This window comes from Deltaproteobacteria bacterium (genome assembly GCA_016208165.1).
In the GTDB taxonomy this organism is placed as follows: Bacteria; Desulfobacterota; Desulfarculia; order JACQYL01; family JACQYL01; genus JACQYL01.
Genome location: JACQYL010000062.1, coordinates 32,794 through 47,341, shown reverse-complemented (window position 1 = coordinate 47,341; position 14,548 = coordinate 32,794). Strand labels below are relative to the sequence as shown.

The 14,548-nt window shown below is 55.2% G+C and carries 11 protein-coding genes and 1 pseudogene; 5 read left to right on the top strand and 7 right to left on the bottom strand.

Annotated elements, in window-relative coordinates:
• Positions 1-9 precede the first annotated feature (9 nt).
• Together HY788_13665 and trkA are read right to left on the bottom strand one after the other, a co-directional pair.
• The gene (locus tag HY788_13665) at positions 10-1,458 is read right to left on the bottom strand and encodes a TrkH family potassium uptake protein (GenBank protein ID MBI4775197.1); all 1,449 of its coding nucleotides are present in this window, start codon (positions 1,456-1,458) and stop codon (positions 10-12) included.
• 117 nt (positions 1,459-1,575) lie between these two features.
• Positions 1,576-2,925, bottom strand: a complete 1,350-nt coding sequence (gene trkA / locus HY788_13660; GenBank protein ID MBI4775196.1) for a Trk system potassium transporter TrkA — start codon at positions 2,923-2,925, stop codon at positions 1,576-1,578.
• Between the two features lie 184 nt (positions 2,926-3,109).
• Here trkA and HY788_13655 point away from each other — a divergent pair, with 184 nt between their 5' ends.
• Positions 3,110-3,943 (top strand): hypothetical protein, encoded by an 834-nt coding sequence (locus HY788_13655; GenBank protein MBI4775195.1) that lies wholly within the window; start codon positions 3,110-3,112, stop codon positions 3,941-3,943.
• Positions 3,944-4,230: 287 nt separating this feature from the next.
• Here HY788_13655 and HY788_13650 read toward each other — a convergent pair whose 3' ends face one another.
• Both HY788_13650 and HY788_13645 read right to left on the bottom strand, forming a co-directional pair.
• Positions 4,231-4,767: a dTDP-4-dehydrorhamnose 3,5-epimerase family protein gene (locus HY788_13650; GenBank protein MBI4775194.1), complete on the bottom strand. Its 537-nt coding sequence runs from the start codon at positions 4,765-4,767 to the stop codon at positions 4,231-4,233.
• Between the two features lie 43 nt (positions 4,768-4,810).
• Positions 4,811-5,032, bottom strand: coding sequence for a hypothetical protein (locus tag HY788_13645; protein ID MBI4775193.1), 222 nt, complete (start codon positions 5,030-5,032; stop codon positions 4,811-4,813).
• A gap of 162 nt (positions 5,033-5,194) precedes the next feature.
• Here HY788_13645 and HY788_13640 point away from each other — a divergent pair, with 162 nt between their 5' ends.
• Positions 5,195-5,758 (top strand): metallophosphoesterase family protein, encoded by a 564-nt coding sequence (locus HY788_13640; protein ID MBI4775192.1) that lies wholly within the window; start codon positions 5,195-5,197, stop codon positions 5,756-5,758.
• Positions 5,759-6,031: 273 nt separating this feature from the next.
• On the opposite strand, the pseudogene HY788_13635 reads toward HY788_13640, so the two are convergent.
• Positions 6,032-7,137: pseudogene (locus HY788_13635) on the bottom strand (CoA transferase).
• Positions 7,138-7,814: 677 nt separating this feature from the next.
• On the opposite strand from HY788_13635, the gene HY788_13630 reads away from it, so the two are divergent.
• Positions 7,815-8,363, top strand: coding sequence for a GAF domain-containing protein (locus HY788_13630; GenBank protein ID MBI4775191.1), 549 nt, complete (start codon positions 7,815-7,817; stop codon positions 8,361-8,363).
• A gap of 92 nt (positions 8,364-8,455) precedes the next feature.
• Here the strand turns inward: HY788_13630 and HY788_13625 are convergent, their stop codons facing one another.
• Both HY788_13625 and HY788_13620 read right to left on the bottom strand, forming a co-directional pair.
• Complete coding sequence (locus HY788_13625; GenBank protein ID MBI4775190.1) at positions 8,456-8,713, bottom strand: AF1514 family protein; 258 nt, start codon at positions 8,711-8,713, stop codon at positions 8,456-8,458.
• A gap of 290 nt (positions 8,714-9,003) precedes the next feature.
• Entirely contained in the window at positions 9,004-10,188 is a 1,185-nt protein-coding gene (locus HY788_13620; protein MBI4775189.1) for a hypothetical protein, read from the bottom strand.
• 638 nt (positions 10,189-10,826) lie between these two features.
• Between HY788_13620 and HY788_13615 the strand changes: the two genes are divergently transcribed.
• Both HY788_13615 and HY788_13610 read left to right on the top strand, forming a co-directional pair.
• Complete coding sequence (locus HY788_13615; GenBank protein MBI4775188.1) at positions 10,827-11,714, top strand: HDOD domain-containing protein; 888 nt, start codon at positions 10,827-10,829, stop codon at positions 11,712-11,714.
• Positions 11,698-14,547: a GAF domain-containing protein gene (locus HY788_13610; GenBank protein MBI4775187.1), complete on the top strand. Its 2,850-nt coding sequence runs from the start codon at positions 11,698-11,700 to the stop codon at positions 14,545-14,547. Before HY788_13615 ends, HY788_13610 begins: the two co-directional genes overlap by 17 nt.
• Position 14,548: the final 1 nt, after the last annotated feature.

Genomic DNA, 14,548 nt, shown 5'->3' with positions numbered 1-14,548 from the left:
GCCGGGCGTTTACCGTTTCCAGAAGGCAGGCACGAGCAGCAGCAATACCGAGTAGATTTCGAGTCTGCCGGCGAGCATGAGAAAGCTGAAGATCCACTTGGCCGCATCGGGGAACGCCGAATAATTACCCGTTGCGCCCACCAGGCCGAATCCGGGACCGATGTTGTTCAACGTGGCGGCCACCGCTTCCACGCTGGTCACAAAATCGAATCCGAATATGCCGATCACCGCGGCTCCCAATGTGAAAACCCCCAGATAGATGACAAAAAAACCCACGATCGAGCTCACCATGCTCTCATCAATCACCTGCTTACCCACTCGAATCGTTCTCACCACGCGAGGGTGAACGGCCCTGAACAATTCTCTGTAGGCTGTTTTGATGAGAATCAAGATGCGGACGTGCTTTATCCCTCCACCTGTCGATCCGGCGCACCCACCCAAAAACATGAGTATGGTCAGCACGATTTTTGAAAATGCCGGCCAGGTATTGGTGTCGGCCGTACAAAACCCGGTTGTGGTGACGATGGATACGGTCTGAAAACCTGCGAACCGAACGGCGTCGACGATCCTTGTGTACAAACCCGCGGCCATGGTGTCCCAGGTCAGCGCAATCCAGGAAACCAGTATCACGGCGGAATAGAAAACGAACTCGCTGCTCTTGAAGTAGTTGAACCGCTTTCCGAATATGAGCTGATAGTGCAAGGTAAAGTTGACGCCCGCCACAAACATGAAGAAGGTGATTACGCCGTCGATGTACACGCTGTTGAAATAGCCCACGCTGGCGTTCTTGGTGGAGAAGCCTCCGGTAGCCATGGTTCCGAACGTATGAGTGCAAGCGTCAAACAGACCCATGCCGCCCAGTAGCAGCAGTACGATTTCCAGAAGCGAGACGGCGAGGTAGACCACCCACAGCCATTGGGCCGTGCGGCGTATTCTCGGCCCCAGCTTGTCCACCGACGGACCCGGCACCTCGCCTTTCAACATCTGGAGGCCGCCCACGGCCAGATTCGGAAGCACCGCCACCATCAGGACAACAATTCCCATACCTCCGAACCAATGCGTCAAGCTGCGCCAGAACAAGATGCCTTTGGGGAGCTTTTCGACGTCCGTCAGAATACTGGCCCCGGTCGTGGTATACCCGCTCATGATCTCGAAAAACGCGTCCGTTGGCGTGAAAAAACCGCTGAACACCAGCGGCAGCGCCGAGAACAAGGTGATCACGGTCCAGCCCAGAGAAGCGATGCCGTATCCTTCCCGGGCCCCGATCTGTTGATCCAGATGCTCCTCCCTGAGAACGATGATGCCGAAAAGGCCCGTTATAAGTGTGATCACGATGGCATACACAAAGGGAATGAGATCTTCGTGAAAGTAAATGGCCCAAAGCGCGCCGGCACACATGGCCAGAGCAATGAAGAGCAATGCGTATGAAATAAGATACAATACCGGTCGTATTTTCATAGGATTCGAAGCTGGACGGGAAACTCAGGCCCCACCGAAGTGGGTTCCGCCGGACAGTTCGGACGCTCTGGCGGGACGCGCCCGGAGATCATTCATTCAGACTCGTCGCCGTTCCTTTCACGCCATCAAAAACTTCTCAACATCCAATATGGATTCAGGTACAACGAAAATCAAAATGCGGTCCCCCGGCTCGATCCTGGTCAAACCGCTGGGTATGATGACCTGGTCGCCGCGCACAATGGCTCCGATGAGCGCACCCCTGGGAAATTTCAACGACTTCAAGGGCTTTCCCAATATTCGGGAGGAATCCTGAGCCACGAACTCAACCACTTCCGCATGGTCGCCTTTGAGCGCCGCGACGGAGAGGACTTTTCCTTTGCGGATGAATTGAAGCGTAGCGTCGATAGCGGCCAGATGCGTGCTCACCACCATGTCGATTCCCAGGGCGGAAATGACGGGTATGTAGCCGAAGGTTCGGACGCGGGTGATGGTTCGTTTCACGCCCAGCCGTTTCGCCAGGAGTGAGATCAATACGTTCCGTTCCTCGTCGCCCGTTGCCACTACCATGATATCCGCCTCGTGAACACGCTCGTCCCTAAGCAGTTCCTGATCCGTGGCATCTCCCCGGAGCACGACCACCCGTTCCAACAATCGCGCCATCTCCTGGCAACGGGACTCATCCACGTCGATGATTCGAGTATGGTAAGACGTTTTGTCGAGATGCAGAGCCAGGGTACGGCCGAGTTGCCCTCCGCCTATGATAACGATGTTCTTTACCGGTTCGATCCCCAGACCCAGGTCCCTGAGCATGCTCTCCTTGCTTTTCCGATCGCTGACCACATAGATCAGATCGCCGGGCAGGATGTAGTCTTCGCCGCCCGGCACGATCATCTTCTGATCGCGAATGATGGCGGCCACCAGGAAGTTGGCGCTGGGCTCCATTTCACGGAACGCGGACAGCCTCCTGTGCGACAACGCGGAGTCTTCCCTGATCTCGACCCCTACCAGATGAACTTTTCCCTCGCAAAATTGCAGGACGTCGGAGGCGCCCGGTGCTTCGAACAGCGCCAGTACCTTTTTAACGACTTCGGATTCAGGGTTGATAATCTGGTGAATATTAAAGGCGGGCTGTTTGAACAGATGCTGGTGCTCGAGGTATTCGGAGTTGCGTATTCGTGCGATTTTTACGGTATCCGGAGACACCATGTTGGCGAAGAGACAGGCCATGATATTGACTTCGTCGCTGTCCGTGACGGCCACAACGATGTCCGCGTGCTGAATTCCGGCCTTGGCCAGTAACGAAGGACTGCTCCCCTTACCCTCGAGGGCTTCGACATCCAGCGTGTCTTTGACGCGACGGATCATCAGCGGGTTTTGGTCGATGACCACCACGTCCTTGTTCTCTCTGCATAGTCGCTCGGCGATACGGTAACCAACCTCACCGGCGCCGACAATAATCGCGCGCAATGCACCCCCCCGACCGGGATTAAAGCCTTTCACATGGCGGCAGACACTACCGCTTCAGGCGCTTGAAGTCAAGGGGCCTACGTGGTAAAGCGGGACACCATGAGCTTCCTCGGATCTGCTTCGTCCGGGGCTATTTTGAAACGCCGAACTCCGAGCACGCGCAACCGCCGAAAGCCTGGAACCCATGGATATCCATAGAACATTGTGTTTTCCCGATGGCTTGAAGACCTGCTTCCGGTGTTGTCCGCCCATTCGCCCCGTGGATTACGACCATCTATTGTATCGGTCCTTTGTTGAACGGGAGTTGAGGGAGCACACCTCCGCCTTGAAGGAACGCCCCCCTGGTGTCAAACCCATAACAGGGTACAGTTGTTGGGGTCTAGGCTATCTGGACCCGGATTACAGACTGGTGGGATGTCTTCTGCATCCGGCGCGAAACAACGGTACGGATCTGCGCCACCTGATCGATTACGGAAGCAAATGCCGGACGGCGACGTGCAGGGAAGCGGTTCATTTCGAGGCATTGGCCGGCAGGCGCCAATCGTTTTGGCACGGGCTGTGCCTCGACCTGGATTCGTTCGAGTACTCGAGTCCCCGGAGCAACCCGCTGTTCCACGTTCTGCTGTGGGGGCCTCAATTGCTGACGTTCATAGCGGAAAAGGAATTACCCGAAATCGCACGAGATCCTCTCATTTTTGAACGGTATCCGTTTCTCAGGTTACCCCGGCCCGGGGCTCGACGGTATCTCGTCGAGCGGATCGAACGAAAATTTGGTCTGGAAACGATCTCTTCCCCCCGCTTCGTGGAACGATTCGAAGACTACCGAAAAACGCTCGCCCGTTTCCACGCCGACCCGGCAACGGTCCCGCCGGACGCGCCTTTCACGCATAGATTGGGTTTGGACGTCTCGTTCTCGGATTTCGTGCGACTCGAATTGAATTACAGGCGAATAACCCAACAACGCGCCCTCGAGCTGAGGGATCTCATCGATTCCGACATGTTGAAATGGTTTTCGTGACCGGGGTTGTCGGATTTCGCGGGGGCATCCGCTGGGTTACGCTCGCTTCGCTCCCTAACCCAGCCTACGAGCCCTTACCGCTTCTCGATGCCGTTGTGGCCGCAGACCGTAGACCGTAGGTTGGGTTGAGCGCAGCGAAACCCAACAACTACGACCCCTTACAGGCATTCGCTGGGTTACGCTCGCTTCGCTCCCTAACCCAGCCTCCGAGCCCTTGCCGCTTCTCGATGCCGTTGTGGCCGCGGACCGTGGGTTGGGTTGAGCGCCGCGAAACCCAACATATCCGGCTATTTCCGTTCGACCTCCCAGATTTCGCTTCCCCAAAAATCCCAGGGCAGCCTCCCCTCCTGAGTGGTTTGAGGATTCGTATCGAACACATGGTCCACGAAGTAGATGATCCTCCCCCTCCCTCCGGACAGGTTACGCACGCCATGGGCCACACCGGGCGGAATCCGAACCAGCCGGGAACGGCCGTCGCCCATGACGACCCGCATCCGGATTCCACTGCTGGCCGACTCCTTGCGTACATCCACCAGCACCAGCAGGAGCTTGCTGTCGGGCGGTGCGAACCATACGTCCGTCTGGGCGGGGTGCAGATGGAACGCTTTAATGACCCCGGGATCCATCTCGCTGTAGTTGATTTGCGCAGGCCTGAATCCCGGAAGGTTTTCAATTCCGCCTGAAACCATTCGCGCCAATTCCGTCAGTGCGCCGCCGTCGTCCGAATGCCGGGTCAGGTCAATGAATTCCACCCCTTCGATCTTCAGCGTTCCGCCGTATGTTTGAACCGTGTACCGAGCTTCAGCTCCAGAAACGAACTCCATGATTTTCCTCGCTTGTTTGGCTACTGTGAATGAGGTCAAGAACTCAGTCTTTTTCAGGCCATTCGACCCCTTGGCGCTCCTCGACAAAATAGCAGAATCGGTCCCATTCAACTTCTTTTTTCGTGACGGGACACCTCAGCTTCACCCTCCGCTGGGTGAGGCCGATCACTTCCCAATCTCCGCGTCTTGGCCCGCCCTGAATATGAATCCTTTGTCCGACCTCGAACTCGTAGGGAGCGAAGAAAACAACGGTATGAGCGTCCATGGCCATCGCCTCCAGGCGAGAGGAAATCGTATGCGCAGCGGATCCTTCCATTCCTATGAAGATCCTCTAGCGGTACCGCCTCGGAAAGTCAATACACCCGTGGAGTCCTAAACGGACTCGTCCGGAAGAAAATAGTGGCCGACACGGAAATCCTCCGGTATATTGGGAACGAACGGACGTGGTGCGGGATTCGAACGCGCTCCCGTCGCTTTGGATATCGAACGGAACATCGGACGGAATCATACAATGATCATCGGAGTCATATCGGATACGCATTTGACAAGGCCGACATCCGAACTCGAGGAGTTGAACCGGACCGTGTTCTCCGGAGCGGACCTCATCCTTCACGCCGGAGATCTGGTCGAGGTGGACGTACTTGAAGCGTTCACAGGCCAAGAAGTGGTGGCGGTTCATGGGAACATGGATTCCATCGAAGCCAAACATACGCTTCCTAAAATCCGGGTGATCGAACTGGAAGGACGCCGTATAGGACTCACTCACGGATGGGGCGCTCCCGGCGGAATGGAGTCAAGGGTCAAAACTCTGTTTGACCACGTGGACATCATCGTATTCGGACATACTCACCAACCGTGCAACCGCGTCGAGGACGGCATCCTGTTCTTCAATCCCGGAGCCTTCGCCGGACGATTCTACGGGATTGGCAAGCGAACGGTGGGGCTGCTCACCCTGGACGAGACCATCGAGGGCGAGCACATTGTCGTTTGAAGCCGTCAGGGAGCAGGTGCGAAGCCTCTAGCGTGCTTTTGCCGCGTCATCCGGCGCCGTCCGAACCGTCTTCGCCGGATCGGAAAAGACAACGGGTTTGTCGATCAGAGCTTTAATACCAATCCCAAACACTTTCTCGTCGCCATCTTTATGCATCCTTAAGCGCTTCAGCGAAGGGGGGTTCCGGCCTCCCCTTCGCCAAACCCTGGGGACGATCAAGGATACATCGTTCGCACCCCGACGCTCTCATTGCCCATGTCTCTCCACTCTCCGCTATTCGATGGCTCCGGCGGTTTTGAGCGTCTCGATGTCACGAGGGGAAAGCCCCCAGTCTTCAAGCACAGCGTCCGTGTGCTCGCCGGGCCTCGGAGGCGGCCCCTGGATCTTTGCCCGTGTTCTGCTGAAGCGGGGCGCCGGAGAGGGCTGCGCAACGCCCTCGATTTCGACGAAGGTTTTCCTCGCCACGTTATGGGGATGGCTCACGGCCTCCTCGAAGGTCAGCACAGGGGCAAAACAGACGTCCGAGTCTTCCATGATGCCGCACCACTCGTCTCGGGTCTTTGTTTTGAAGATGGCGGCTATTTTCTCCTTAAGTCGGGGCCAATTGCGCGGCGCCATCTGGTCCTTGAAATCGGCATCCTCGATCCCGGCATGTCTCAACAACAGTTCGTAGAACTGAGGTTCGATCGATCCGACGGAAATCCAAAATGGGCTCCGCCGTCGAGCATGTTGACGCCGCGTTGGTCTTTCCACTTCCCGTCGGCCCTGAGGCCGTAAAAAGCCGCCATTAGGACGGCCGCTCCATCGACCATGGCCGCGTCGATCACCTGCCCCTTTCCGGACTTAACAGATTCGTACAGCGCGCATACGATGCCGAAGGCGAGCAGCATCCCACCGCCTCCGAAGTCCCCCACCAGATTTAGAGGCGGTACCGGTTTCTCGCCGGGCCTCCCGATGGCATGAAGCGCGCCGGACAGGGCTATGTAATTGATATCATGCCCCGCCGCCTGCGCTAAGGGGCCTTCCTGTCCCCACCCGGTCATGCGTCCGTATACCAGCTTCGGATTTCGCTTCAGGCACTCTTCCGGACCGAGCCCCAGCCGTTCCATGACACCCGGTCTGAAGCCTTCCAGAAGGACATCCGCACGTTCGATGAGCTTCAGCAGCGCCCGCACCGCTTCCGGTTTCTTCAGATCCATGGCGATGGACCTGCGACTCCGATGAAGGATCTCATATTTAGCGTCGGACATGACGCCCTTCTGACCCTTTCTATCCACTCGTATGACTTCCGCGCCCATATCCGCAAGCATCATGGCGCAGAACGGGCCCGGTCCTATGCCGCCCATTTCGATGATCTTCACTCCGACGAGCGGTCCCATTCGAGGCTCCTCCTTTGCTTTGATCATGTGAATTTCCTCATCACGATACACCGGTCAAGCGACGGCGCTATCCTTATCAGCCCGTTGAAAAAGCCGGGTTATTACAGGCCGTTGGAAAACGATGAGATGCAAGGCGCACAAATCCCGAGGAAAGGCGTACATAGAGTACGTCGCAGTGACGAGGGATGAAGCGCAACGCCGCAGATCGCGTTTTTCAGCAGCCTGTTATGCTCCGGGTTCCGTTTCCCGGACAGTCGTCCGGCTGCTCCCATCGCACCACTATTCCACGCCTTCGGTAAGGAGTATCAGAACCGGATCCTTACGGCAACCGCGTTTCCCAAGTCACGACTTGAATCTTCAGGAAATGCTCCCCCCACAGGCAGTGCGTACTAGACCCACGAGGGGAAAACGGTTCCATTCGGGAACCATCTATGGTATAATATAAAATATTGTTCTCTTTCTGAGCGCACGGACGCTGCCAAGATCCGCTTCACTTCCTTCATCCGAATCCTCCTCGACTGCTGTGATGAAATCCGGTTCACCGGCGACAATTCCCGCGCGGATTCGATCTCGAAGCCCACGCATCAGGCCTTTGTGATCATGGGTGTCTCATGGCGCTGTTCCCCGTTTCTGACAGTGGAAGTGTTCAATCAAACACCAACAACAAGGAGTTAAAAATGGAAGAAAAAATAAGGAATTATGAGACGATGCTTGCCGTCACCAAAGAAATCTCCATGTCAAAAGATCCCGATGTGGTGGTCAAACTGGTCGTCGAGAATATTCATAAGAGTCTGAAGACGAAGGGATGCGCATTATTTCTCCTTAACCGGAAGACCAAGGAACTCGAGATCGCCGCATCATCCGGATTGAGTGACGAATATCTGAATAAGGGCCCGATCAGTGCTCTACGTTCCATTGCCCAATCCCTGGAGGATGGTCCGATCGCCATCTTCGACGTTTCGGATGATCCACGGATTCAGTACCCGGAGGCGGCGAAAAACGAAGGCATCGCTTCGATTCTCTCCGTACCGATCCTGGTGCGCGACCATCCTATTGGCGCCCTCCGCGTGTATACGTCCGATCCCTGGGAGTTCACCATGGACGACGTGAACTTTGTCCAGGCGTTGGCGCAACTCGCAGGAATGCGCATCGAACTTGCGCGCATATACTCGGGCATGGCCGACAGCATCGATCTGTTGAAGAGCAAAGTGTACGAAAAAAGCTGAATTTCAGAGGGGTGGGAATTCGTGGTAACCACGATACCGGAAAATCATTCAGCTCGGCAGGGAGGAAATCTCGACCCTCCGAGCTGAAACCATCACGAGAGTTCTTGTTTACCGCGAAAAATGAAAACGTAGTCTTCCTTATTCACATCAATCGTCAGGTTACCTCCTCGCGATTCGGCATAGCTGACCCAGCTGGGTCTTCCTTCCACGCAACACTCGGTTTCGTGAGGGGAATAACACCCGCACGCCCTGCTGAACCAACTGAGGAGCATGGGATCGCTGTAATAGGATTTAGCCAAATCTTCCGCCGCCCTTTTGGCGTGTGAGAAGTCGCTTTCCGTCTCGCCCAATCCATACGTTCATGTACCGTTATTCATGCCAAGGCAGGTAATTCACGGCAACATTAGTTGTAGGACTAATATACGATCTTTGTGATCGATCATATCAAAACAACAATATTAATCACAGTCTATCCGGGTGTTGTTTATATACAAATTAGATGCAGTTTATTCATCATCGATACTGACATAGCTTACATTGGCCACATCATGTAGTAAAGCGAACAATTCATATAAGGCGTATTCTATTCATCGACAGGAGCAATCAACACAAAATACTGTAACATAAGCAAGGCAGACGCCTATTTGCCGTTCGAAACGTACACCTTAAGGCCGGATCCCTCCTGGCTGATGATTTTAACGGTAACCTTCCGAGCCTCATCTTCGAACGTGGATTTTCCTTTTATCGTAAACGGCGCTCCTTTCAACTCCGGAACGGCCGGATCGGCGTCGATCACCTTTATGGGAGATCTTCCGTGGCGGCACTCGGAGACCTTATCGTCGCAATAGTAGATCAGGACGCCGTGGGAAGGAAGGTTTCTATCGGGCCCCACGGGCTGCCGATTCTCGATCAGGTAGTACGCGGTCGAATCGATAGGCGCCCGAATCGTCAACACGCCGGATCGTCCCTCGCTCAACGGCCCCAGGATGACGGTCCTATCCTCACCTCTCGGCACATCGGTCATCTTTCGGGAAGGGATCCAATTCAGTCTCATCTTGGTCCAGGCGCATACGCCCGGGGGTCCTTGTCTCAGGTCGTAGAAGTGACAGGACATGGGATCGTAATAGCCCACATGGATCAAATAGAACTGGTAATAACCCCGGAAAGGTCCGGACTGAGCCTGAAGGTCATGGTCATACAGGCAAGGCAGAATTCGCTTGCCCTCTTGCACTCCGCCCATAATGTGGGCCATGTCATGGAAGACGACTCCAGCGTGGGCGTTTTCGCAGTATATGGCTACCCCTCCGGGAATCTCCTGACCTCTTTTCTTCGTTTTTATGGGCAGTTCGGTTTGCCAACCCAGCATGCCCGGATACCCGCACAAACCCATCATGCCGTAATCTTGGGTTTTGGCCCCAAGAGAAATGAACACCATCGAGTAGTCCGAGAGGTTTTCGTCCTCGTCCGCGAGGTCCAGGCTGTCCTGGATCAACCGTAAGACTCTCGAGTTATCCACTTCGAGGTTATGCTTTGAAAGTCGATAGCTTTTCACCTCATGAGGAAGCGTGTACCAGTTCGTTACCTTCCCGGTGATCCGGGCCTGCTCATAGGATACGCTTTGCAGGTAACGGTTCAGTTTATCGAAATACTTCTGTTTTTGCGTTTCGATGGAAAACGACGGGTCAATGTCCGGAAATTTGGCCATGATGACCAGCACCTTCTGGTCGCCGACGGCTTTTTGAGAAACCGCGAACGCGAAAGAGACCCCGGCTGTTTGTGACATCACCAAGGCAACGATTGCCAGAACCGCTAAACAGGATTTCATATTTCGCCCCTCCCCTCTGACGTGGAAGCTTTCCAACGACCGGCCGACACGGCGCAGGGCGTCCCTCGAAGCCCACGCCGACACGCCGGCCGTTTGCGGCCGGTCAAAAAAACAGACCTCTTCCGGGCGAAATCGCCCGTTGGGAGGTCTTGAATCGGCGCATGCTCAACGTCTTTTTTCATTCGTAGTTCCACCGGGGAAAAAGACACGGTTCCTATTAACTCCCAGACTATGTCCGGTAACACGGAGGCGTCAAGGAATTTACGTAGGGGATGTTTTCCGATATAATGCATTCTTTGCGAGGCGTTGCCGTCGGCATCGGCTTGTCAAAGATGTACATCTTCAGAGAATGGCGTTGTGCCGATGCGAAGCATAGGGTAAAATTTTGGTTTGGCTCGAAGAAGCTGCTATGGCCAGGGCAATGACGGCCGCCACCGCCGAATGAAGCGGACAACGAGTCGGATCCGTTGGTGAGTCCGGTCCTTCCGGAACGTCTGGAGAAGGATCCGGTAGGCGATCGAAAACGGGCGCGTACCATCTCCGCTCATGATTCACCACCTCCGTGGTTCCATTTCCGCTTTCGGCGGGTTCTGTGCACGCTCGTAGAAGCCCTTGAAGCGGATGTATGTCCTCTCTTTATGGTTGATCAGAAACACAAAAACCGTCTCTCCGAAATCGCCAAGAGTCTTTTCCGAATAGAGCGGTTACCGTCCATTCCCCACGTGCTCCATCAACTGGTGGAAGCCGTGGGTGACAATAGGACGGACGCGGCCAAGCTGGAGAGGATCATCGAGAGCGATCAGGGGTTGGCCTCCAAGGTGTTGAGCCTCGCTAACTCCCCCTTCTACGGCTTCTCTCAACGGATCACCACCATAAGACGGGCCGTCGTCGCACTAGGATACAAAGAACTGCAACTCCTGGCCCTGGGTACCTGCCTAACAAAAGTCTTCGATCCCGGCATGACCCCCCCGCAGTTTGACGCGAAAGGCTTGTGGACTCACAGCCTCTCCGTTTCCTGGTTCGCAAGGGAACTGTCGGAAAAAGCGCGCTACGATTCTCCGGGCGAAATTCTGGTGGCCGGGCTGATGCATGACATCGGCAAGCTGATACTCAGCACGCACTTGCACGAGGATCTGTCCCGGATCATCGAGAAATTGGACAACGGGGAACCCTACTACCAGGCCGAGGAAGAATTGGGCGTTCCCCATACGCTGTTGGGCTATATGCTGGCCACGAAGTGGGGCTTGCCCAGTATTCATCTGCTCGCCATCCGGTACCACCATAATCCTTTCGCGGACAACTATTGCCCTTTTTCGACCTCTTTGATCGCACTGGCGGACAGAGAAGTGAAACGTTTAGGCTTCGGCTTAATACACAAGTCACGCCCCATTGATAACGACTACATACTGAAGCAGACTCGACTGGAAGAAGACATGGTCGAGGAGGTAGCGAGAAACGCGAAGGAAGCGCTTCCCAAATTGATCGGCGGATGGCAGGAAGGACTGTTTGATGGACAACATGCCTAACGGATCGGACAACCATAAACTTGCCGAACAGATCCTGAATCTGTCCGAGAGGCTGAATGAGATGAGTGGAAGGCTCGGATCTTCTGTGCGTCTTCTATCTTCGATTTCCGCACTGACCTCGATTCCGGCCGGAATCGAATCTCTTCACGTTGCCGCCAGACGCATCACCGAGACCATCGTTGCGGAACTGAATGATGTGACTGCCTGCTCACTGCTGACATACCGTGAAGAGACCGACAGTCTTCAATTGCTGGCCGCTTTCGGACAGATGGAGCTTCTGGGGCTTGATCATGCCGGCTACAATCGGGCTCTCTCCTTTCGGCCGGGGGAAGGTATCGCAGGCCGGGCCTTTAAGGACAACCGTCCCATTTTCTGGGACAGCCAAAGCCCCCACGCCGATCTGCTGAAAAAAGAGAGCGGACTTTCAACGCCTATTTCCCTGGCGGCCCTGCCCTTGGAATCCATGGGCCGGAAACTAGGGGTCATGAACATCTCCTTCGGAGAGGAAAAACCGTTCGACCGGCCGCGCCAACGGGAAACTATCTTGCTCGGCAACGTGGTGGCCACCATTCTTCGAACCTTCCTGCTGAAAGACGAGATTGAAGGCGCCTCCCGTCGACCGATCCGAATACAGGACCGGAACCAGTTGGAATTCCCGGAAAATGCCGGAGCGAAACGGGCCCTCCAAAGCAGAATCCGAGAGCTGAATATATTGCATACGTTCGCCCGGCAGGTTGGCCTTGATCTTTCCATGGACGGGGTCATCGGCTCTGCCCTACGCTTGGTCGCCGAGTCCGTGGCCCCGGACGGGGCGTATTTCTTTCTGCGCGATGGGAACCGATTGCTGACCCGAGGATCCATGTCCGGGGGGAAAGAGGAGGACCCGAAAGACCCCGGCATCCACTTGATGGGGGAATGTCTCTGCGGACTGGCGGCCGAACATGGGGAACCGGCTTTTTCCTACGACATCCATTCGGATCCGCGCTGTATACGCGAAGAGTGCAAGCATGCGCATTTCAAGTCCTTCGCTGCTCTACCTTTGATCAGCCGCGGCCAGGCCATCGGACTGATCGGCATCGGATCGCTCACCCATCGTCGATTCGACGAAGAAAAACCGTTCCTGCAGGCTATGGCCAACGAAGTCGCCCTGGCCCTGCACAACGCTCAACTGTTGGAACAGCTCCATCAGAGGGCGGAGGATCTGCAACAGCGCTTGATCGAAATCGAGATGACCCAGGAAGCGCTCAAAGAATCGGAACAGCGTTTCCGATATCTGTTCAACGGCATCAATGACTGGATCTCCACTCATGATATCGAAGGCAACATCCTTACTGTAAATCGCAGCGCCGCTGAAGCCCTGGGCTACGCCGAAGAAGGAGTGGCGGGAAGGAATATGTCCGAGTTCATAGCCCGGGATGTCGATCCTGAGTTGTTTCAATCCTATTTGGAGAAAATCAAGGAAGAAGGCCAAGCATTCGGAGTGGTCAGTTACGAGTCAAGAGAAGGCGCCAGGTACCTGATCGAGTACCGGAGCGTCTTGGTGACGGACCCTGATGGAAATGTATTCGTCAACGCCGTGGGGCGAGATATTACGGGACGCTACGAGGCCGATAGAAAGATGAAGCTGCTCCAGGACCAGCTTCAGCAGGCCCAGAAAATGGAGGCGTTGGGCACTCTCGCCGGCGGCATTGCCCACGACTTCAACAATCTCCTGCAGGTCATCAGCGGGCACTCGCACCTGATGCTGGATTCTCACTCACTGGACCGAGCCAACGAGGAACGGTTGACGAGCATCTCGCTGGCGGCGGAACGCGCAAACGCTTTGGTCCGGCAACTTCTGACCTTCAGCAGAAAAATCGAACCTAAACTGTCTTCCATCGATCTGCATGATGTGGTCAGGGAAACCCTGCTGCTGTTGGAACGAACCATTCCAAAGATGATCGCCCTTGAGGCCCGTCTTCCGGGCGGACTGCTAAAGGTGAAAGCCGACCCGGCTCAACTGGAGCAGATACTGTTGAATTTGGCCACCAACGCACGCGACGCCATGCCGGAAGGTGGAAGGATCACCATCGAATGTGAGAACGTTCGAATCGATTCGCATACCAGACCGCAGCCTCTGCCCTTGCCCGACGGAGACTACGTCCGCATCGTCTTTCAGGACAGCGGACCGGGAATTCCTCCCAACATCCTCGCCCACATCTTCGAACCCTTTTTCACCACAAAAGAGTTGGGCAAAGGAACCGGCCTGGGGCTCTCGACCGTTTTCGGCATCGTGAAAGCCCATGGAGGCTACGTTGATTCCGTTAGCCCCCCCGGCGAAGGAGCCCGTTTTGACATATGGCTGCCGGCATTGTCCGGATCCGGCGACGCCGTCTCGAAAACAGAAAGCCAACCGCAAGACGACGAAGAATCCCCGGGACAGGAAACCATCCTGGTGGTCGACGACGAACCGGTCATAGCCAGGCTGCTGCGAGACTACCTGCATCAGATGGGTTATTCGGTCTTCACGGCCGAAACAGGGGAACAGGCGATCGAAATATATCAGAAGGAAAAAGCCGGAATTGATCTCATGATCCTTGATCTCGACATGCCCGGCATGGGAGGAAAGAAGTGCCTGAAGGCTTTGAAAGAACTGGACCCCCATGTGCAGGTGGTTGTGGCCAGCGGATATTTCACTCACATCGAGCAAGAAGAATTGATGAACCTCGGCGCATTGGACATCATCAAGAAACCCTATAAACTGCGAGACATGAACGCCCTTATCAGGAAATCGATCAAACATTCCGATTCGCCCCCCCGATATTTTGAAGAACCCAATTTAAAGGAAAAATAAA